This window comes from Legionella sp. W05-934-2 (assembly GCF_964199965.1).
Classification (GTDB): domain Bacteria; phylum Pseudomonadota; class Gammaproteobacteria; order Legionellales; family Legionellaceae; genus JAFIFT01.
Genome location: NZ_CAXMZT010000008.1, coordinates 162,975 through 182,577, shown reverse-complemented (window position 1 = coordinate 182,577; position 19,603 = coordinate 162,975). Strand labels below are relative to the sequence as shown.

The window sequence follows — 19,603 nt, the reverse complement described above, 5'->3', positions numbered from 1 at the left end:
TGGGTTATCAAGGTGAGTATGCATTAGTATAACATGCGTTCGCCTGCCAAACACAATGTCCAATCCGTTAAAAATATTTTTTTGCCTCGACCTTGGGGTTTTCCTAAGCACTTCCGGCACCCTCTCCCTGTTTCCGGGGAGAGGGGAAATTGAGGGATGTTATTTTGAAGTCCTGTATACATCGAATAATCACTGGCACCCATCCGACTATGTTGATGGCTGAGCATGGATGCAAAAAGCATACATTGACCCAATTGTAGACATTCTGGTATTATGCGCAGCTGAATTTAATTGAATGCAGGTAACCATGTTATTTATTTTTATTGGTGGTGGTTCAGGGATAGGCAAATCGGAGATAACGGAACAATTAGGTATCTTATTGGAAGGAAGCGGCTTTGTGGTGAAAGCGCTGTCGATGGATAATTATTACAAGGAACGACCCGATAAGCTATCCGTCGAAGAATATTCCAAAATAACAAATTTTGATGCCCCCGATTCATTGCAACTTGGGAAATTACGCGATGATCTGAAAGATTTGGCTGGTGGTAAGACTATTTCGCAACCTCAATATAGCTTCAAAACCCAGCAGTCAATTGGAACAGTATTAGTCGATCCGACGGGAACGGATATCTTCATCATTGAAGGAATATATGCTCTGAAAATTGCACAAATGGTCAAAGAGATCAATAAATTTAACATTTACGTCGCCCCTTCCATGTATTTCGATATGGTACAACAGAGAATTAATCGGGACACAAAAGGGGACAGAGGGAACCGAACACCAGAATTCATTCGGCAATTAGAGTCTACGAAAGTTGGCCCAGGATTTTTCTCCTATGTGGCAAACACATCTAATTGCGCCGATTTGTGGTTGACCAATACGAAGGCCTTATCTCCTGAAAAAGGAAAAGAAGAATGTAGCCTTCTTGCTCAAAGTGCATTCAAAGAAATCCAACAGCGCTTACCATGCAAACAGGTAAAAGAGGAGGAAAGGTCGTTTTCTCATAAAGCTTAGCTAGGCCGTCAATGCGTTATTTCAATGATCCTATCTGCCATCTTAATGGACTCTTGACGATGAGCGATACTAATTTGAGTCATGTTTAATTGTTTTAAAGCGTGATTGATCTTTATTTCAGTTTCGACATCGAGATGGCTGGTCGCTTCATCGAGAAAAAGAATTTTAGGGTCTTTATATAAGGCCCGCGCAATCAATATTCTTTGTTTTTGCCCCCCAGAAAGGGTGCTTCCCATATCACCAATGAGCGTTTCATAACCCATTGGCATTTTGATAATATTGTCATGAATTTGAGCTATCTTTGCTACCTGATATACTTTTTCAATGTCGATTTTAGCTGCTAGGAAGGTAATATTATCTAATATGGACCCACTAATGAGCGTGTCATCTTGCATCACGCTTGCGCATAAACTACGGTATTTTGAAATGCCAACGTGTTTAAGCGGGATATCATCTAAATATATGTCACCCTGACAAGGGGGCATTAGACCCAACATGATTTTTAACAACGTTGTTTTTCCTACCCCAGAGGGACCAGTGAGAACAACCTTTTCACCGGGCTTTATATGAAGGGAAATATCGTTTAATAGCCGGGTTTCGTTTTGATGGTAACGATAGCTTACATGCTGCAGTTTTAAATCACCCAAGATGGGCTTATCCATGAAACGAGAAGCAGCGTCCTCTTCAATGGGTTGCATTAAAATATCAGCAACTCGCTCCAGTTGCACCGAAAGCAATTGAAAATCGGCAATTTTTTGAATTAAGGAAGAGGATTTATTAACCAGATTTTGGCGATAAGCCAGATAGGCCATCAACATACCAACGGAAAACTGATGATGGATGACCATGATTGCGCCCACGGTCATGACTAGCAAGTGTTCCATATTAAAAATAAACAGGTTGGCAGTGTTGTATAAAATATTAACCCGCGAGATTTTAATATCTGCATTCATCGCTTCTATCCAATAATTTTTCCAACTTTGAAACAGGGTGTGTTCTTTGGCATAAAGCTTTATAGCCATTATGTTTTGAATGATTTCTAAAAATTTTGAATGCACATTGGCATGCTCAACGATCGAGCGCTCCGTTTGTGTTTTGTGGTGTTTGAAAGCGATTATTCGAAGAGCGATATACAGCGCCAATGCAACCATAACAATCAGCGTTAGTTTGAAGCTGTAAATCATCATGATCATTAAGGAAAAAATGATCACTAAGCCGTCGAGACACGTATTGATAGATTCGGTTGTTAATTTGCTTTGGATCTCATTGATAGCATGAAATCTCGATAAAATATCGCCTTTGTGTCGACGCTCAAAATAGGTGAAGGGAATTTTCAATAAATGGTGCATGACACCGGAAGAAAAATACTCATTCATTCGATTGGTTAAATACACCACAAAATGGCTGCGACTAAACTCGGTTAGCAGATGGGAAAGGGTTAAAATAATAAACCCTGCCACCACGGCAACTAAGTTATTAATGCCATTCATTTGAGCAACATTGTCGGTCATATATTGGATAAACAAAGGATTGGTTAAGGTGAAAACTTCGATGGCTAGCGATAGCATGAGTAATACCAATAGACTATTTTTTAGCCCATGAATTCCTTTATACAAGTCAATCAACTTTAGCTTTTTTTGAGCATGTATAGTAGAAAACTCATCAGCTTTGTCGATTTCAAGTGCGATGCCTGTAAAGGCTGTTGAAAATTCTTGCCAAGATACTTTTCGCTCACCCACGGCAGGGTCATGAATGATGATATGGTGTTGGTGAACTGATTTCAGCACAACAAAATGGTTCATGTTCCAGTGCAAAATCGCGGGGCATTGGACTAGTTTAAGTTCATCGACATTCACCTGAATAGCCCTTGTCGAAAAGCCTAATTTTACTAACAGCTGGGCGATGTCGAGCATGGTTGTGCCGTTCATCGAAGGAGACTGTATGGCCCTTAAGGATAATAAATCAATTTGATGTCCATGATAATTGCTAATCATCGCGACGCAAGCATGGCCGCATTCAGCAAACTGCACTTGCTTAATGACCGGCAGTTTCTGTTTGTTCATGGTAAAAAGGCTTCTTGCTAACGTTGTCATGTTACGGCTTCCTAATAATGTGCGACACATCCAATCAACAACCCCTCATACTTCAAATCAAAATAGTCCCTTCGATTCAAAAACCCCTCATCCGCCCTTCGGGCACCTTCTCCCCATGTCTGGGGAGAAGGGAAAATGAAAGAGGTAGTTATAGGTGATGGAGGGGGGCTGCTATCCACTGCCAAATTTTTCTTTTTTCCCCGCTTAAGGTGGCGTTGAGCGTCATTCCATGACTCAAACTGGCTTTCTCCCCAGAGACATTGACATAGGGGATGTTAAGTTCGGCCATGATTTTATAATAAGGTTCCCCAATCTTAATGGGCTTGTCTTCTTGAGTATCTGTTAGAATGGTTTGATTGATTTCTTTGATAGTTGCTTGATAGAAGCCAAATCGCTGGTAAGGATAAGCATCATAGGCTAATAGGATTGTTTGGCCCGGTTTAACAAAACCAATTTCCCTTGCGGGAATATATAATCTGGCAATCAAATCTACCGATCTGGGGATTATTTGCACCAATGGTTTCGATGGTTGAATGCTTTGTCCTGGGTGATAAAAAATATTGGTGATGATGCCATCAATGGGAGCGGTGATGAGTTGATGTTGATTTTCATTGAAGTTAAGCAACTCAAATTCGGCTTGCTTGAGTTGATTGTTGACTTCAAGCAACGCGGTTTCTGATTCAATGATTGTCGATGTGGCGACAAAATGTTGTTTGACTAACTTTTCCAACGCTTGAAGATGCATCTTCTTTAGCAGGCATTCCCGTTTTAAGTTATCAATGCGTTGTTCTAGATTTTTAATCTGTTGATTGGTTTGTTCGGTCATCGGATTGGTGAGTACAAATAGAAGTTCGTCTTTATGAACGACATCGCCTTCTTTAACAGCAACACGCATCACTAATCCGGGGTGCTTTGACTCAACCGTTATGATGCCAAATTTTGAATCTAAATAGCCGCGGACGATCGTTTTTTCAGACATTTGTGCAAAGCATACAAAAATACATAGCATGATGAGAATGAACAATGTTCCCCATGCAGCAATACGATAACTCATCGGGACATTAATTCGTGCTGTTCCTAAATGACGGTTCACCTGGTGGTGAACCGCTTCAGGTCTAAATAGAGGACTTGCCTTATCCATGAATCACAGCTCGGTGTTTATGAAATAGCAGATAAAGAACGCTGAGTGCGTAGCCAATTTTTCCAGCTAAGATAATCACGCTCACCGTAAGATTTTTTACTGATTTCTTTTAAAATATGATAAGCAAAGTCATGATTATTCGGTTGTTGTAATTTTAATAGTTGCAGTAAGGTGTCCCCTGCTTGATGGATAATGACTGAATGGGTGGCTGGATTGTGCTTAGCAATACCCAGCAAAACATAAGCGGCTTTATTTCTGTCGGAAACATAGGGGTAATTTAGCGCGTCTAATATTCGTTGAATATCAAGCTGTTTCAGTTCATGTTTAAAAGCAATAGCACCTAATACGCGCATGACATTATTTCTAACCATTTCACTCGAATCGTCAGTATAGTTGATAAGAAACGATGCCAGCTCGATATAATTATCATCATGCGCCAGAATAAAAACGGCATCGGCACGTTTCTGATCATGGGTGCTATGTTTGATTATCTCAATTAAGTCGGCTTTGTGTTTGGCCACAGCCTGTTTGATTTTGGGCAGCGTCTCCTTTAATTCTTTATCATTAAATCCCCAAATACAGTGCGTTACCGGACAAGTCAGTTTACCAAAATCCATTTGGTTTTTGCGGATTAGATCATATTGCCTATCTTGGTAGGCATACCAAATAGCAAAGAGTTCATTGACTTCCTTTTTATGGGGATAGTCAGCATGAGCCCTTGTTTTTATCTGTTTGGGAATACGGTATTTATCGGTTTCATTCACTAAATCCAACGTGACATAAATTTTTTTATCCGTAGGATAGTGAACGCTGGATAATTTGGCATGGGAAAAGTGGCCAAATTGTTTCGCTTTATCGAGAATTTTAAGTTCGATGATTTCTTTATAGCGCAACTCGCTCTCACTGGGGTTTGTTGGCGAAGTAAATAGTTTTGACATATAGGCCAAATGCTCAGACATTAAATCTGAGCATGCAGCGCTAATTAATTGCTTGGTTTTCTCATCCACCCCATAAATATCATAATTTTCTGGGATAGCCCATAATTTACCCATTATTAATAGGAAACTGGCTAATAAAATTCCGAATCGTTTCATGGTTAAGCTACTCTTTTTATTTGATTTAAATAAACATGGTTTTTGATGTTATTTGCGACAATTTCTTCGGCTTTTTTATCAAAATTCAGGGTCGAAAGAGTCTGTTTTGTTGGCTGCCATTTAAAGTCAAAGCGTTGGTTTATGATAAACTCAGCGAACATGTCCATATAGCATAATTCAGGCAGAAGTTCTTCTACCCATAAAAATTGCCCTTGCTCATTTAGCTCCAAAAAGACGATATCGTGTTCAGGCGTCACGATGAAATCAAAACACCCGAATACGACGCCTGCTTTTTTCATAAAGCGTATTATTTTATGGATAATCGCTGGGGGGAGCTCAAATGGTTGGATTGATAATTCATGCCCCGGGATTTTCCGCCAATCGGTGATGCCAAGTGCATGGCTTTGTGAGTCAATTTTCACCGCGCTGATGTGAGAGCCAAAGCAAGTGACCCGCAACTCAAATTTTTTTTCGACATATCGTTGGTAGATGCCGGGTGACATTTGCAACATCGCATCCGAAGGCAAGTCTGGCAGTGAGATTTTATCAGTATAGAGCAACCGAATCCCTTCCGGCTCATGCCAATAATGTGGGGCAAAGGGTTTATAAATCGTGGTTGCATAAATGGTTTGAGTGATAAATTGCTTGATGTGTTCCGGGGAATTGGAGACCAGCGTCTCGGGTAATTTAAATCCGCATTGTTGGGCTATTTTTAACTGAGTTATCTTTGAGCGGGTTTTATACGTCGACGCAATGGGATTGACCCACCAAGCATCCGGGTTAATCATATAAGGAATTGAAAGATGGTAGATGGCATTTTCCCGTTCGATAAATGCTTTATCCTCTGGATGTATCGTTGAAGGAATGGCAGGCTTTCTTGGCCTTCTCCACCATACCGATTGAATCGTCTTATCATCCCATATAATATCTTCTGTTTGTCCAATGCTGGTACGCCAAGTACTTTGTTCATTGTTAAAGTAAATCGAATTTTTTTGCCTACTGGGCATATCTGCTGTAAATAATAAGTGGCTGTCATGGCCTTTTTTTTCCAATGCCAAGCTGATTAAGACAGCATGGATGTCATCGGGTTCAGTGATTATTAAAATACTCATGGTTATCATCCTTTGATAGGACTATCCCTCCGTGGAGGAAGGGATAGTCATGTTGCTAAACGAGTTAATCCCAATTCTGATCAAATTCAATATCGGGTGAAGAAATGACCCCTGTTATTCTTTGCGTAGGGGTAACGGTCATTTTATTCAATCCTCCCGAAATCTGACTCAGTGCTTCGTTGGTTATTTCTTTAGCATTAAGATAACCTAATACTCTTGGTTGTTCTTGCATTGTTTTTCCTTATGGTTAATTTAAATTAATTTTTTGGCAACTCATCGTATCGTTGAGTTGCTTAAATTAATCCCAATTTATATCTCCACCAACATCCCAATTTCCTTTCATATCAAAGGTTTGTTTGGTAGTGAAATACGTTGTTCCCGTTTGGGAGCCACCGCTGACTTTATCGAGCGAATCGAGATTAATTTCACGCGCTTTTTTATAACCTAAAATTCGATCGCTGCAAGGTTTGGACTTCATAATTACTCCTATTATTAATGACATAGTTTAGTGGAATGTATTCCGACAGCGCTCTGTTCATCACCTGTTGTGGTTGCTATGATGACAATCGATGCACGAACAGATAATTCATTGAGACACTGAAGAAATATTGTTCTCACGTTGGGCTCAAGACACGCTAAGCTTGCATTGACCACCAACGTTGAGACATTCATATCCCATGATGCGAGTGCACGCATACATGAAATAAGAATTCTGTCGCTTATTGAAAGTGCTTTGCGAGGTATTTGGTAAAACCGCCATTCGACTTGCTGGCATAGTTGTAGCCAGTGTTGATGTAATTCCTTGGAAAAAAGGTATTTCGTTTTAATCGCCAACAATGGCTGCCAATGCAACGATTCAGCAAGTGTTGGGCCTAAAATCTGCTGACTAAATCCGCTAAGATGGTTGAATATCACGGCTTCTTTTTCAATCACTCGTCTGTTCGACTGACCGATTGAAAACGGCGATAGGCATGATAGTGAAGGGGTATTTTCACTTAATGAACCGTTCTTCTGGGATGGACTAGATAACATTTTTAGTTCTTCCTTTGAAATATTGGATAAATCCTGTATACTTAATTTCACTTAAAGTATCCTTCGGGGATAATGTATCCTTTTAGGATAATCAATGTCAAGGGGTTTTTAATGAATATTTCAGAAATAGTCGGTGAGCGAATTCGCGCAGCGCGCGAAAGACAACAAATGACGTCAACGGATCTAGCAAAACGAATCGGGATGTCTCGACAATTAATCACAAATTGGGAAAAAGGCCGTCGATTACCAACACTCGAAAGCATTATTGCCCTCGCTGATTCACTCAATATACCCGCCACATTTTTATTGGGTGTTAGCGATAGTTTAGAAGTATCCAATGAAAGGAGGTTTTCCTTAAAAGATTTAGATGCATTTCACACCAATATTGATATTGAAAATATCTGTGTCCCCTATCAATTTGTCGATGAAAAAAGTGACTATATCGTCGTTAGAATGAAAGATGATTCGATGGCAGATATTTTCCGAAAAAATGATCTTGCCATCATTCAATTGGATCAGTCTATTTATGATGGTAATTATGTGTTGTTTAAAATCAACAAAACAAATCAAACGCTATTTCGTCGGTATGTCATGGATAATACCAGTCCAGCCAATCCGCAAATCAAATTGGTGGCTTTAAACCCTAGCTATCCAGAAATCTGTTTTGATGCCAAAGCGATTACCCTAATTGGAATTTGCAAGGATAATGTGAGGATGGTTGGTTAATAACGCGGCGAAGACAAATATATCGTATTGATTTTAAATGGTTTTCAGATTAGTAATAATAGCGATTGAATCGAGGGATGTTTTCTAATCATCCCGAAATAACAATGTGACATCAATCGCGTCAAATTGATAATTTTTATTGCAAAAATCGCATTGAATCTCAACTTTGCCACGCTCATTGATTAATTGGTCAATTTCTTCTTTGCCAAGCATTTTTAAGACAGCTTTCATTTTATCTTCACTGCATTGACAGGCAAATTCAGGTCTACGAGGTTCAAACAGGCGGAGTGTTGTTTCGTGATAAAGTCGATGGAGAATGGTGGTATTATTGAGTTGAAGCAATTCTTCGTCTGTTAAGGTTCGAGCCATTGCCAACGCGTAATCCCAGCTCGCTTGATCGATTTGATTTTTATTATCAGGCATGGCTTGGATGAGCATGCCGCAGGCAACATCATCGCGCACGGCAAGCCATACGTGCGTTGGAATTTGCTCAGATTGCTGAAAGTAATAGACGAGGTTTTCGCTCATGGCTGTTGAATGGATAGGTACCAAAGATTGGTAGGCCTGAGTCTTATTATCTTGTTGGAAAGTAAAAGCCATCTTTCCATTCAGAAACGCTTCAGCATAATATTTATTTTTGATGTTCGGTGCAAATCGAGCATGCGCGCGTACTTGCAGCTGGTCATTGGCCTGCACAATAATTAAGGGCAAACGCTCATCCCCTTGAAATTGTAAGGTTAAACGACCTTTAAATTTGATGCTGCTAGCAACTAATAGACAGGCGACTATGGCTTCGCCGAGCAGATGCTTGACCATGGGTGGGTATGGGCGTTGATTGATGATTGTTTGATAACAATCTTGGATATGAATTAACTCACCTCGAATGGGGGCGTCTTCAAATATGAATCGTTGTTGGATATCGGACACAGCGCGCACATGACTTAAAAAAAAACAAATTGTAACATAGGCCGGTGATCATTGAAAATGGTAGAGTTAAGATTTCGGTAACGCAGACGGAAACGCAAACGTTCACGAGAAGTCGATTGTTTTTTCATGATTAGTCTTTCATATTACGATAGCAATATACATTCCCTTACCAGAAGATATGGGTTACAATATGGTTTGTTTTTGTTCATTTTTGTGGCGGGGTATGCACCTTTTAATAGCTCCATGGATTGTTTTCGCGGCAGGGATCCTTGCCAGCGCTTGCCTGCATGCCTCGGAATTGGTCATTTCGAAAAATCCCTCATCGGCGGAGCAACGGTTAGTTGAGGCAATTGATAACCCGGAATACATGCTGACACACTGGATTGAATTGCCATTGGCGTCCGATGATGTTGGCAAAAATATTCAGCGCTTAAGTTTGGATGATGCGATATTAATTGCCCTTCGATATAATCCGAATATTCAAAACAAAGCTTTGGACCGTATCATACAACGATACCGACTGCGCTTAGCAGAAAACCAATTTGAATTGCAATATGCCTTGAGTGCCTCCGCCAATGCCAATAATGATCGTTATGAAGGCGTTGGTAGTCAAAAAACCTATTCAGCATTAGCCAGTCCTGAAATTGACTGGCAAAGTAAATTAGGCGGCAAAGTTTCTTTAAAAATGGATAACACCGGCAATACGTATGATAATTATCATCCCACGCTCAATTTTTCTTTTACTCAACCTTTATTGCGTGGATTTGGCAAGATCAATGAAGCGAGTTTGTTAGATGCAAGAGACCAAGAATATTTAAATAAGCTTAACCTTAACCAATCGGTGGCTGATCAAATTACAGCGGTGATTAGCAACTATCGAAGTTTGATTTTGAGTGGAAATAACCTGATAACCCAGAAACGACAACTTGAAGAAGCAAAAAAGCAATATGAAATTAATGAAAAGAAAATCCGTGCTGGTCAATTAGAAAGAACGGCCAATATTCAACAGTCCTATCAAGTGGAGTCCTTGAGGCTAGCTGTTGAGCAGGCCATTAACCAATTCGAAAATGCCAGTCAAACATTACTGCAAAATCTCGGATTAAACCCACTGGTTAGGATAAGTGTTCCCGATGATGTTTCGATTCACCCTATTGAAACTCCTGAGTTGCAAGGCACGATTGATTACGCTTTGGCACACAATGTTGCTTATCAAGCTCAAAAACTGGTAGTCAAAGCGGATGAACGTGCCTATGAGGTGGCGAAGAATCAACAGCTTTGGAAACTCGATTTATCCGCTAATGTACAAACAGGGACTGTCACCAATGTTGACCAAATTGGTAGGGGAATCAAAGGAATATATGATGGTCGTAACGTGTCAGAGTCTGCGCGAATTAATCTAACGATTCCCCTGGGCGATGTTAGTTTAAAAAGTAAGTTAATCAATGCGAAGGTTAAATTAGAACAAGATAGAACGCAATTATTAGCGAGTAAGAGAGCATTAATCAGCCAAGTTACAACCTTAATTAATAATATTAAAAGCCAGGCAAAGCGCTATCAACTGGCCGAAAAGCAAGTGAAATTGGCACGCCAAGCTTATCAATTACAGATAAAAAGGCAATCCGCCGGGATTGCAACGTCGTTAGATGTCAATAACACGCAGAATCAGCTGATTAATGCGCAAAACAGTTTAATCAATGCCAAAATAAACTATTTAAACCAGTTATCCGAATTGGACAAAGTACTGGGGACAACGTTGCAAACTTGGCATATCAATTTGAGGTATGGGCAATGAAAAGCGCATTGAACGTTCTTTTAGTAGTGGTTCTGATGGGTATGAGCGCTTGCTCAAAAAGTCCATCGAAGCCAAACCAACAAAAAGACAGCACTTATACGGTTAAGAAAAGCAGTATGCATAAGACCTTGCATTTTAATGGGATTATAGAACCTATCGCCCAGACGAGCCTGATAAGCCCTGTTGATGCCGTGGTTGAAACCGTTGTCCACCCATTTGGTGAAACAGTTAAGAAAGGCGAGAAAGTTTGGGTTTTACATTCGGCAGAATTACAAAAACAATACAACGATGTTTTGACGGAGTATTTGAAGGCGAAAGATAATTTCTTAATTGCCAAGGCAAAGTTCAGTGGCACAGACGATTTATGGCAGTCGGGCTTGGTGTCAAAAAATGCGTATTTGAGTGAAAAATCAAATCTAGATACCCAGCAGGTTAACTTGGAACAGTCTCGCAACCGCTTAACCGCTTTATTGAAAAAAATGGACAGTGAGCAAACGGAATCACTCAGTAAACTAAACCTAGCTGAATTTGATAAAGTCCGACGCGCCTTGGCGGTGAACCATCAACGTATCACCCTCAAAGCACCGGCCGATGGTTTGGTGCTTTATCCACCCAAAAGCAGTGATAAAGATCAGGTTTTAAGCGTGGGTGCTGCGGTTAAATCGGGTCAAGTCGTTGCTTTGATCGGTGATTTGTCAGGTATCCGGGTGTCGATTGATGTGCCTGAAGTGGATATTGACCAAATCCATCGGGGAATGAAAGCCACCGTAACAGGTGTGGCACTCGGTAAAGAAATGCTTGAAGGAAAGGTTGTCGCAGTGAATGGACAGGCGGTCAATAGTAATAGTGGGTTGCCGAGCTTTGCTGCAACCATTGAAGTGAAACAGTTAACGCCTGAGCAAATGCTTCGTATTCGCGTTGGGATGAGTGCGATGATTGATATTTCGATTGATCAAAGTGAAGCGCTAGCCGTACCAATACAAGCGATTCACCAAAAGCAAGGCCAGGCGATGGTAACGGTGATTGAAAAGGGTAAACACGTGGAGCGTCCCATTCAAACTGGCAGTGCTCAACAAGATAAAGTGGTCGTGGTGTCAGGATTAAAAGATGGTGAACAGGTGGTTTTAAATGGAAATGGTTGAACCGGTCATTCACTTGCACCAATTGATAAAACAATATCATCTGGGATCGCAGACCATCGATGTATTAAAAGGCATTGATTTGTTGATTCAACCCGGTGAGATGGTTGCGATTATTGGTGCATCCGGTTCTGGTAAATCAACATTAATGAATATTATCGGTCTACTCGATAGACCAACCTCCGGTGTTTATCAATTACAAGGCACTGACGTGTCTCATCTTACCGATGATGCTTGTGCAAGCCTTCGCAATCAGCAGATTGGTTTTGTCTTCCAGCAATTTAATTTGTTGCCCCGGCTAACGGCGGAAGAAAATGTTGCATTGCCATTGGTCTATGCGCAGGTCCCTCTTGCTGAACAACGAGCTCGTGTGAAAGATGCCTTGACCAATGTGGATATGTACCAATATGCCCATCATCGCCCTAGTCAGTTATCCGGTGGTCAGCAGCAACGAGTGGCCATAGCGCGCGCCTTAGTCAATAAGCCTTCTATTATTTTAGCGGATGAACCTACGGGCGCTTTGGATTCGAAAACAAGCGCTGAGGTGATGCAATTATTTCATCAGCTCAATGGTCAGGGATGCACCGTCGTCATCATTACCCATGATCCCAGTGTCGCACAGCAGTGCCAGCGTATCATCCGCATTAGCGATGGCTGTATTAGCCCAGGAGGTCATGGATGAAGATGCGGCAGCACCTCCAGCAAGCCTTATTGAATATTATGGCTGCCAAACTACGCGCATTTTTAGCGTTATTAGGTGTGCTGGTGGGAACGGCTGCGGTGGTTGCATTGATTAGTTGTGGCCAGTTAGCCACTGAAAAAGCCTTAGCGCAGTTTAAAAAATTAGGAACAGATTTATTGGCCATTGGCGTGTATTCCACCACCCATGGAAAAGGGACTCATTCGACGGATATATCCTTAGATAATTGGCGAAAGTTGCCGGGATCCGTGCCCGCAATCAAACGCATCGCGCCGTATATCACCACCTACCAACAAATGAGTTACCATGGCAAAACTGTCCAAGGGGCTATTATCGGGGCAGATGAATCGTTGGCAGAGACCATTCATATTAGGCTTAATGAGGGTCGGTTTATTTCCTTTGTTCATCAGTATGAACACTTTGCGGTGGTGGGCCAGGGGTTGGCTAAGGAATTAAAGCAAATTGATGGAAAAGAGCCCATCGGGCAAACCATACAGGTGGGACAGGTTATTTATACGATTATCGGGGTGGCGAAGAAATGGCAACAAAGTGGCTTTTTCAACGAAGATGTGAATCGAGCCATTATTGTGCCAATTGCCGGCATGAGTTTGTTGAATAAAAACGCGCAAGTGAATAATGCAGTGGTCACGTTACTTCCCAATCAATCGATTGAAGAAATCACCAATCAAGTACGCCAATATATTCATTTGATTGAGCCCAACAAAAATATCTTCTTACGAAGTGCCCAGCAAATCATTGATAGCATGGAAAGCCAGGGGCGGACATTTACATTACTGCTTGCGGTTATCGGTAGCATATCTTTATTAGTCGGTGGCATTGGGGTCATGAATGTGATGCTGGTATCGGTGACCGAGCGCAAAAAGGAAATTGGTATTCGCAAAGCCATCGGTGCCAAGCAGCGAGATATTCAGCGACTTTTTTTGGTTGAATCGATGACACTGTCTTTTCTAGGAGGGGCATTAGGGGTGATGTTGGGCATTGTTGTCACCTGGATCATCGCCTATTTCAGCCGTTGGCCATTTTTCATAAGCTTAATCCCTGTGCTAGCAGGATTTATCATCTCAGTAGCAACGGGTGTCTTTTTTGGCTATTATCCGGCAAAACGTGCCGCCCAATTAGATCCAGTAGTGTCATTACGCAGTGAATAATGGCATTAGCCAAGGCAAAAGCTTATTTTTGTTTAAAGCCCTCGCTTTCGTGGTCCGGGTCTGGCCCTGTATCTTTGGCCGTTGAACTAGGGCCTGCTGCGTTACTTTGGAAAAAACGCATAAAATTACCCACTGGGTTCCCAAGTTTTTCCTGTTTTAAGTTTTTAATGTCGTCTTTTGTTTTTTGAAACGATGCGTTATCGTTGACGGTGCCTATTTTTTCAACTGGCAGCAGATCTTTGACTCCCGTTAACTTCTCAACAAAACTGTTTAACAAACTTTTAAACTGATTAAAAAAGCCAGGCGCTGCTTCTAATGGTGTTTCGTATTTCTGAATAATATTAAATGTATTCATTAAAACGGTCTCAAAATCCGTGGGTATGCTAACATCCGAAGATCGTTGTAGGAATTTTAAATCGCTAAGCATAGCCACCGCTGCTTCCTTTGACTTCTCTGGCATTTTTGATGCCTGTTGTTTAACAAGCGTCTCAATATCATTAATCAAATTTTGAAGATGCTGGTGGATAAGTTCGTTATCAGCAACTAGATGGTTCCATTGCCACTTTTTGAATTCAAGAATAACCGAAGCAAAAAGTAATTTATCGTTTACCTCACCTTCCGCAGTAGAAGGGTGATTTTCCTCTTTAGGCATTCTGTTCCCCTGTTGTTCCAATCGATTAATATAAATATATCATGATTACAATATAATCAATATAGGCCGGGTGCCCTTCTTTGTAAAGTAAGCGCAAATTTGTCCTGATGGCAATGTGGCTCGATTTTCGCTAATCTGTTCTATAATTAAATCAGAATAATTTTAATCAACTTAAGACAATGAAAATAGGATCGTTTCAATACCTTCAAAACCAAGGATGGAATATTCAACCATTTCCTGACCTTGATTCCGAAAACACCTTAATTTTAATTTTTGCGAGCCCGATATTTAGAGCGGATACAAAACCAATACAAGAATTAGCAAAGGTTTATAAAAAATCAAAAATATTGGGGTGCTCAACGGCCGGGGAAATATTTGGTCCGAATATTTTTGATAATAGTATTTCTGTTGTTGTCGTTCAATTTGAATTCACCAAGCTTCATTTAGCAAAGGCTGAGGTCAATAGCTCCCAAGACTCTTTTACCGCGGGTTCGCAACTGGCAAATGTATTAAATAACAATCAGCAGCCTAAAAATATATTTGTTTTATCGGATGGGCTAAATGTTAATGGATCGGAATTAATTAAAGGGCTAAACAAGCATTTGCCTAAAGCCATAACGATTACGGGTGGTTTGGCAGGCGATGGTTCCGATTTTAAAAATACTTGGATTATCTATCAAGGTGAAATAATGGACCATAGTATTGGCGCCGTGGGTTTTTATGGAGACCAAATTCATGTTGGCTATGGGTCACGGGGTGGTTGGGATATTTTTGGTCCCGAAAGGGTGGTGACTCGTTCAAAGGGTAATGTTCTCTACGAACTTGATAATCAACCTGCATTAAAGCTATATAAAACCTACCTGGGTGATAGAGCCAGCGAATTACCCGCATCAGGATTACTGTATCCTCTTGCTATTAGAAACCCTCAAGATCCCGAGTCGCCTCCAATAGTTCGGACGATATTGGGGGTGGAAGAAAAATCCCAGTCATTAACTTTTGCTGGTGATTTACCCTTGGGATACTATGCGCAATTAATGCGTGCTAATTTTGATAGGCTCATTGACAGTGCTCAAGAAGCAGGTGAATGTGCCAATAATCTGATTTTTAAAAACAATGCCATTGAAAAACAACCTATTTTGGCAATTGGAATTAGTTGTGTCGGGAGAAGGTTGGTTTTAGGGGAGCTTACGGAGGAAGAGACTGAAATAACACTTCAGTCGATCCCAAAAGGATCAACGCAAATTGGTTTTTACTCTTATGGTGAATTATCCCCTATCTCAACGGGTAGCTGTGAGTTGCACAATCAAACCATGACGATGACAACACTGTTAGAGCTTCCCCATGAAACATCGAGGAAATCATAACCAATGACGGAAATCCATCGGTTGCTTCAGCGACAGCTGAAAAAATATGATATCACTATCGATAACTTGCCTAATCAACTTGAAAATTGGGTTGAATTTATTGCACATATCAACAAAAAATATCATGAAAATGACCAAGATAGATATCTACTTGAGCGCTCGATTGACATTTCTTCACAAGAAATGAGAGAAAATAATGCCAAATTAGAATTTGCCCAAGATTTAGCAAAAATGGGCTATTGGCATTATAACGCAGACACAGGCGTTGTAACGTGGTCGAAAGGATTATTTAAAATTTTGGGATTAGAACCGGGTGGCCACACACCAGACTACCCTGAGTTTTTAGAAATGGTTCACTCAGATGACAAAAATAAATTAATAAATTTAGTCGATAAGGCCTTAAAAGATAAAGTTAATTATGACTATGAATTACGAGTGCTAAGCAAAAATAATCATTACCGATGGTTTCGAACAATCAGTCGAGTCAGCGCTGATAAAAATGAAATATCCGGGATATTAATGGATATTAATAAAAAGAAAAAAATAGAAGCAGAAGTTCAAGAACTAAATTACAAACTTGTCTCAACAGCTCGACATGCTGGCATGTCTGAGGTGGCAACGTCTATCTTGCATAACGTAGGTAATATATTAAATAGCTTGAACGTATCTTCGACCATTTTAAAGAACAATATGTCCGGGATGTGTCACCAAAAACTATTGGCGATTAAAACGATCCTTGAGGATAACAAAGACAACTTAAGCGATTATCTTTCCAATGATCCCAAAGGAAAGCTAACCCTTCCTTATTTGGAGGCACTCGCCGCTAATATAAAAGAAGAATATGAAAAAAATATAAAAGAAGCGGATAGTTTAGAAAAAAATGTCAATTTCATTAAAGAAATAATCTCAAGGCAACAGTCGCTTAGTGGTGGATCAAATCTCATTGAAAAAATTTCAGTCGCCGAGATAATTGATGATGCCGTGAAATCCGTTATTTTGGAGCAATATCAAATCAATGTTCAAATTAGTATTGATACCAACATTAGTACGTTTGAAACAGATAAATCCAAATTATTTCAAATTCTAACTAATTTACTGTCTAATGCGAAAGACTCCGTTTTGTTAAACAATGTTTCGCAAACTAAGGTCATTATCGTTTCAGCCAACAACATAGATGGAAGCGATATTTCTATCAAAGTAGCCGATAACGGCGTTGGTATCCGAAAAGATGACTTAAATCGAATTTTTTCCTTTGGATTTACAACTAAGAAACAGGGGCATGGTTTTGGTCTTCATTGCTCCGCCATTTATGCTCGAGATCTGGGCGGTCATTTGTTTGCTGAAAGTAATGGCCCTGGAAAAGGTTCTCAATTTGTATTGGATATTCCGTTGAATCAGCACAAAACTAGTTCGAGGGAGCCATGATAACAACTGCCTTTCGCATCCTAATTATCGATGATAATCCTGCAATCCATCAGGATTTTATGAAAATATTAAGTGTTAGCAAAAGTTCCCTATCTTTAAACCAGTTAGACCGAGCGCTATTTGAAGGTGAAGCGGATCCCAGCGAATCGTCTCTGCCTGAGTTTGAAATTGATTGTTCAACTCAAGGTATCGAGGGAGTAGAAAAAGTTAAACAAGCAATGGAAGACAGCAAACCCTATTCGCTGGCATTTGTTGATATAAGAATGCCGCCGGGAATCGATGGGATAGAAACGATTAAACGGATTTGGGCTCTCGATCCTCAAATACAAATTGTCATTTGTAGTGCCTACTCCGATTATTCTTGGGAAAGCACGGTCCATGAATTAGGCGTTAGCGATAATTTATTAGTGTTAAAAAAACCATTTGATTTGGTTTCCGTAAGACAGTTAGCCAGTGCTTTAACGCAAAAATGGGTACTCACAAAAGAAACACTAAAACAAACCCAATTTTTAAATCAACTCGTAGAGGAACGAACCGAATCCTTACAAAAATCGCTCTCATTATTAAGAGCAACTATTGAGTCTTCTTCTGATGGCATATTAGTGATTGGTTTAACGGGTGAAATTGTTGATTATAACAATAAAATCGTGCAGTTATGGGATATACCAGAGTCTTCTTTGAGCGAGATAAGTGGCAATGATTTGGTTGAACATATCTCAACAAAACTATTAGACCCAGAGCAACATAACCGACATGTTAAAAAACTTTCCCTGCATTTTGATACCCCCAGTGTTGAGACATATCATTTAAAAAACGGGAAAATACTCGAGTGTTGTTCAAGGCCCCATTATATTAACCATCAAGTCATGGGGCGTGTATGGAGCTTTAGAGAGATCACCGAGCAAGCAAGATTAAAAGAAAAGTTAGAGTATCAAGCAACCCATGATGCCTTAACCAATTTGCCAAATAGGTTGTTGTTGATTGACAGGATCGAACAAGCAATCCGAATTTATTCTCGGCACAAAAAGAAATTTGCCGTGTTATTTTTTGATTTAGATCGGTTTAAAAGGATTAATGATAGCTTAAGCCATGAAGCAGGCGATCAGTTACTTTGTCGTGTTGCTGAACGTTTGCGCACGGTTGTGCGAAGAGAAGACACACTTGCAAGGCTAAGTGGTGATGAGTTTGTCATGGTGTTTCAATCATTTACCTCGGAAAAAGATATCATTCATTTGGCTCAAAAAATTCTTAACACATTTATCGAACCATTTTATATTGCTGATACAACCATCAATGTTCACGCCAGTATTGGAATTAGTATCTACCCATCCGATGGTAAGACAGTCAATTCCTTATTGAGTAAAGCGGATATGGCAATGTATCATGCTAAATTTCTGGGTGGCAATCAATTCTCATTCAATACGGAAAAATTGAACAAACTAAACACACTGAAATTTCAACAAGAAATTGAACTTCAAAATGCCATTGCTAATCAAGAATTTTTTCTGCTTTATCAACCGCAATTTGAGATGAAGTCGAATAAAATCCGATGCTTAGAAGCGTTGATTCGATGGAATCACCCAGAAAAAGGCATGGTGCTACCGTTGGATTTTATCCCAACGGCAGAAAGTTCAGGACTGATTGTCCCCATTGGGGAATGGGTTATAAGAGAAGTTTGTCAGCAGATAAGCAATTGGCATAAACAGGGATTTCCATTCATTCGCGTGGCATGCAATGTCGCTAGCAAGCAGTTAAGACAACGTAATTTTTCATCATTGGTATCAAGTATCATAGAAGAATACCAAGTAAAACCCCATTGTCTTGAAATGGAAATAACTGAAAATGTTATTTTTGACAAGGAAATACAACGAACGATCAATAACTTAAATGCTTTAGGCGTTCATATCGTTTTAGATGATTTTGGTACGGGAAATTCAAGTTTGAACTTGCTAAAGCAAGTTGCGATAAATACCCTTAAAATCGATAAATGTTTTATTCACAATATATCGAAGTCACTCGGTGATGAAGCCATCATTGAAGCAATCATAGCCATTGCTAAAAGCATGAATTTGAATATTATTGCAGAAGGTGTTGAAACACAAAAACAATTAGAATTTCTCAAAAAAAGGCAATGTAATGACATTCAAGGGTTTTTAATGAGCCAACCGGTATCTTCCCATGAGATAGAATCGTTTCTAAGAAAAGAGACTAAACAATAAGAG

General features: G+C 40.1%; 19 protein-coding genes. 9 read left to right on the top strand and 10 right to left on the bottom strand.

The window, feature by feature from the left end; translation table 11 throughout:
- Positions 1 to 23 precede the first annotated feature (23 nt).
- Positions 24 to 242: a hypothetical protein gene (locus tag AB3348_RS10715; RefSeq protein WP_367607611.1), complete on the bottom strand. Its 219-nt coding sequence runs from the start codon at positions 240 to 242 to the stop codon at positions 24 to 26.
- Between the two features lie 65 nt (positions 243 to 307).
- Between AB3348_RS10715 and AB3348_RS10710 the strand changes: the two genes are divergently transcribed.
- On the top strand, positions 308 to 1,015 hold the full coding sequence (locus AB3348_RS10710; protein ID WP_367607610.1) for a uridine kinase: 708 nt from the start codon (positions 308 to 310) through the stop codon (positions 1,013 to 1,015).
- An 8-nt stretch (positions 1,016 to 1,023) separates the two neighbouring features.
- Here the strand turns inward: AB3348_RS10710 and AB3348_RS10705 are convergent, their stop codons facing one another.
- The 7 genes from AB3348_RS10705 to AB3348_RS10675 form a co-directional block, all read right to left on the bottom strand.
- Entirely contained in the window at positions 1,024 to 3,108 is a 2,085-nt protein-coding gene (locus AB3348_RS10705; protein WP_367607609.1) for a peptidase domain-containing ABC transporter, read from the bottom strand.
- A gap of 148 nt (positions 3,109 to 3,256) precedes the next feature.
- Entirely contained in the window at positions 3,257 to 4,249 is a 993-nt protein-coding gene (locus tag AB3348_RS10700; protein ID WP_367607608.1) for an HlyD family secretion protein, read from the bottom strand.
- A 17-nt stretch (positions 4,250 to 4,266) separates the two neighbouring features.
- Entirely contained in the window at positions 4,267 to 5,343 is a 1,077-nt protein-coding gene (locus AB3348_RS10695; protein WP_367607607.1) for a HEAT repeat domain-containing protein, read from the bottom strand.
- Positions 5,344 to 5,345: 2 nt separating this feature from the next.
- Entirely contained in the window at positions 5,346 to 6,455 is a 1,110-nt protein-coding gene (locus AB3348_RS10690; RefSeq protein WP_367607606.1) for a hypothetical protein, read from the bottom strand.
- Positions 6,456 to 6,519: 64 nt separating this feature from the next.
- Positions 6,520 to 6,687: a bacteriocin gene (locus AB3348_RS10685; RefSeq protein WP_367607605.1), complete on the bottom strand. Its 168-nt coding sequence runs from the start codon at positions 6,685 to 6,687 to the stop codon at positions 6,520 to 6,522.
- A 66-nt stretch (positions 6,688 to 6,753) separates the two neighbouring features.
- Positions 6,754 to 6,933, bottom strand: coding sequence for a hypothetical protein (locus AB3348_RS10680; protein WP_367607604.1), 180 nt, complete (start codon positions 6,931 to 6,933; stop codon positions 6,754 to 6,756).
- A 14-nt stretch (positions 6,934 to 6,947) separates the two neighbouring features.
- Positions 6,948 to 7,538: a hypothetical protein gene (locus tag AB3348_RS10675; RefSeq protein ID WP_367607603.1), complete on the bottom strand. Its 591-nt coding sequence runs from the start codon at positions 7,536 to 7,538 to the stop codon at positions 6,948 to 6,950.
- Positions 7,539 to 7,598: 60 nt separating this feature from the next.
- Between AB3348_RS10675 and AB3348_RS10670 the strand changes: the two genes are divergently transcribed.
- The gene (locus AB3348_RS10670; RefSeq protein ID WP_367607602.1) at positions 7,599 to 8,213 is read left to right on the top strand and encodes a helix-turn-helix domain-containing protein; all 615 of its coding nucleotides are present in this window, start codon (positions 7,599 to 7,601) and stop codon (positions 8,211 to 8,213) included.
- An 84-nt stretch (positions 8,214 to 8,297) separates the two neighbouring features.
- Here the strand turns inward: AB3348_RS10670 and hslO are convergent, their stop codons facing one another.
- Entirely contained in the window at positions 8,298 to 9,140 is an 843-nt protein-coding gene (hslO, locus tag AB3348_RS10665) for an Hsp33 family molecular chaperone HslO (protein ID WP_367607601.1), read from the bottom strand.
- A gap of 223 nt (positions 9,141 to 9,363) precedes the next feature.
- Between hslO and AB3348_RS10660 the strand changes: the two genes are divergently transcribed.
- The 4 genes from AB3348_RS10660 to AB3348_RS10645 are packed head-to-tail and all read left to right on the top strand — an operon-like array spanning position 9,364 to position 13,940.
- On the top strand, positions 9,364 to 10,932 hold the full coding sequence (locus AB3348_RS10660) for a TolC family protein (RefSeq protein WP_367607600.1): 1,569 nt from the start codon (positions 9,364 to 9,366) through the stop codon (positions 10,930 to 10,932).
- Positions 10,929 to 12,074: an efflux RND transporter periplasmic adaptor subunit gene (locus AB3348_RS10655; RefSeq protein ID WP_367607599.1), complete on the top strand. Its 1,146-nt coding sequence runs from the start codon at positions 10,929 to 10,931 to the stop codon at positions 12,072 to 12,074. Before AB3348_RS10660 ends, AB3348_RS10655 begins: the two co-directional genes overlap by 4 nt.
- Positions 12,061 to 12,753: an ABC transporter ATP-binding protein gene (locus tag AB3348_RS10650; protein WP_367607598.1), complete on the top strand. Its 693-nt coding sequence runs from the start codon at positions 12,061 to 12,063 to the stop codon at positions 12,751 to 12,753. The genes AB3348_RS10655 and AB3348_RS10650 overlap by 14 nt, the downstream gene beginning before the upstream one ends.
- Entirely contained in the window at positions 12,750 to 13,940 is a 1,191-nt protein-coding gene (locus AB3348_RS10645; protein ID WP_367607597.1) for an ABC transporter permease, read from the top strand. The genes AB3348_RS10650 and AB3348_RS10645 overlap by 4 nt, the downstream gene beginning before the upstream one ends.
- 22 nt (positions 13,941 to 13,962) lie before the next feature.
- On the opposite strand, the gene AB3348_RS10640 is transcribed toward AB3348_RS10645, so the two are convergent.
- Positions 13,963 to 14,592 (bottom strand): hypothetical protein, encoded by a 630-nt coding sequence (locus AB3348_RS10640; RefSeq protein ID WP_367607596.1) that lies wholly within the window; start codon positions 14,590 to 14,592, stop codon positions 13,963 to 13,965.
- 179 nt (positions 14,593 to 14,771) lie between these two features.
- Between AB3348_RS10640 and AB3348_RS10635 the strand changes: the two genes are divergently transcribed.
- The 3 genes from AB3348_RS10635 to AB3348_RS10625 are packed head-to-tail and all read left to right on the top strand — an operon-like array spanning position 14,772 to position 19,600.
- Positions 14,772 to 15,956 (top strand): FIST signal transduction protein, encoded by a 1,185-nt coding sequence (locus AB3348_RS10635; RefSeq protein WP_367607595.1) that lies wholly within the window; start codon positions 14,772 to 14,774, stop codon positions 15,954 to 15,956.
- A gap of 3 nt (positions 15,957 to 15,959) precedes the next feature.
- Positions 15,960 to 17,381 (top strand): ATP-binding protein, encoded by a 1,422-nt coding sequence (locus tag AB3348_RS10630; RefSeq protein WP_367607594.1) that lies wholly within the window; start codon positions 15,960 to 15,962, stop codon positions 17,379 to 17,381.
- A complete protein-coding gene (locus AB3348_RS10625) occupies positions 17,378 to 19,600 on the top strand; it encodes an EAL domain-containing protein (RefSeq protein ID WP_367607593.1) in 2,223 nt (740 codons plus the stop codon). Before AB3348_RS10630 ends, AB3348_RS10625 begins: the two co-directional genes overlap by 4 nt.
- The last annotated feature ends 3 nt before the right edge of the window (positions 19,601 to 19,603 follow it).

Bases quoted from the DNA above. Each gene is read 5' to 3' on its own strand.
- AB3348_RS10715 (WP_367607611.1), bottom strand. From the start codon at position 242: ATGCTTTTTGCATCCATGCTCAGCCATCAACATAGTCGGATGGGTGCC.
- AB3348_RS10710 (WP_367607610.1), top strand. From the start codon at position 308: ATGTTATTTATTTTTATTGGTGGTGGTTCAGGGATAGGCAAATCGGAG.
- AB3348_RS10705 (WP_367607609.1), bottom strand. From the start codon at position 3,108: ATGACAACGTTAGCAAGAAGCCTTTTTACCATGAACAAACAGAAACTG.
- AB3348_RS10700 (WP_367607608.1), bottom strand. From the start codon at position 4,249: ATGGATAAGGCAAGTCCTCTATTTAGACCTGAAGCGGTTCACCACCAG.
- AB3348_RS10695 (WP_367607607.1), bottom strand. From the start codon at position 5,343: ATGAAACGATTCGGAATTTTATTAGCCAGTTTCCTATTAATAATGGGT.
- AB3348_RS10690 (WP_367607606.1), bottom strand. From the start codon at position 6,455: ATGAGTATTTTAATAATCACTGAACCCGATGACATCCATGCTGTCTTA.
- AB3348_RS10685 (WP_367607605.1), bottom strand. From the start codon at position 6,687: ATGCAAGAACAACCAAGAGTATTAGGTTATCTTAATGCTAAAGAAATA.
- AB3348_RS10680 (WP_367607604.1), bottom strand. From the start codon at position 6,933: ATGAAGTCCAAACCTTGCAGCGATCGAATTTTAGGTTATAAAAAAGCG.
- AB3348_RS10670 (WP_367607602.1), top strand. From the start codon at position 7,599: ATGAATATTTCAGAAATAGTCGGTGAGCGAATTCGCGCAGCGCGCGAA.
- AB3348_RS10660 (WP_367607600.1), top strand. From the start codon at position 9,364: ATGCACCTTTTAATAGCTCCATGGATTGTTTTCGCGGCAGGGATCCTT.
- AB3348_RS10655 (WP_367607599.1), top strand. From the start codon at position 10,929: ATGAAAAGCGCATTGAACGTTCTTTTAGTAGTGGTTCTGATGGGTATG.
- AB3348_RS10650 (WP_367607598.1), top strand. From the start codon at position 12,061: ATGGAAATGGTTGAACCGGTCATTCACTTGCACCAATTGATAAAACAA.
- AB3348_RS10645 (WP_367607597.1), top strand. From the start codon at position 12,750: ATGAAGATGCGGCAGCACCTCCAGCAAGCCTTATTGAATATTATGGCT.
- AB3348_RS10640 (WP_367607596.1), bottom strand. From the start codon at position 14,592: ATGCCTAAAGAGGAAAATCACCCTTCTACTGCGGAAGGTGAGGTAAAC.
- AB3348_RS10635 (WP_367607595.1), top strand. From the start codon at position 14,772: ATGAAAATAGGATCGTTTCAATACCTTCAAAACCAAGGATGGAATATT.
- AB3348_RS10630 (WP_367607594.1), top strand. From the start codon at position 15,960: ATGACGGAAATCCATCGGTTGCTTCAGCGACAGCTGAAAAAATATGAT.
- AB3348_RS10625 (WP_367607593.1), top strand. From the start codon at position 17,378: ATGATAACAACTGCCTTTCGCATCCTAATTATCGATGATAATCCTGCA.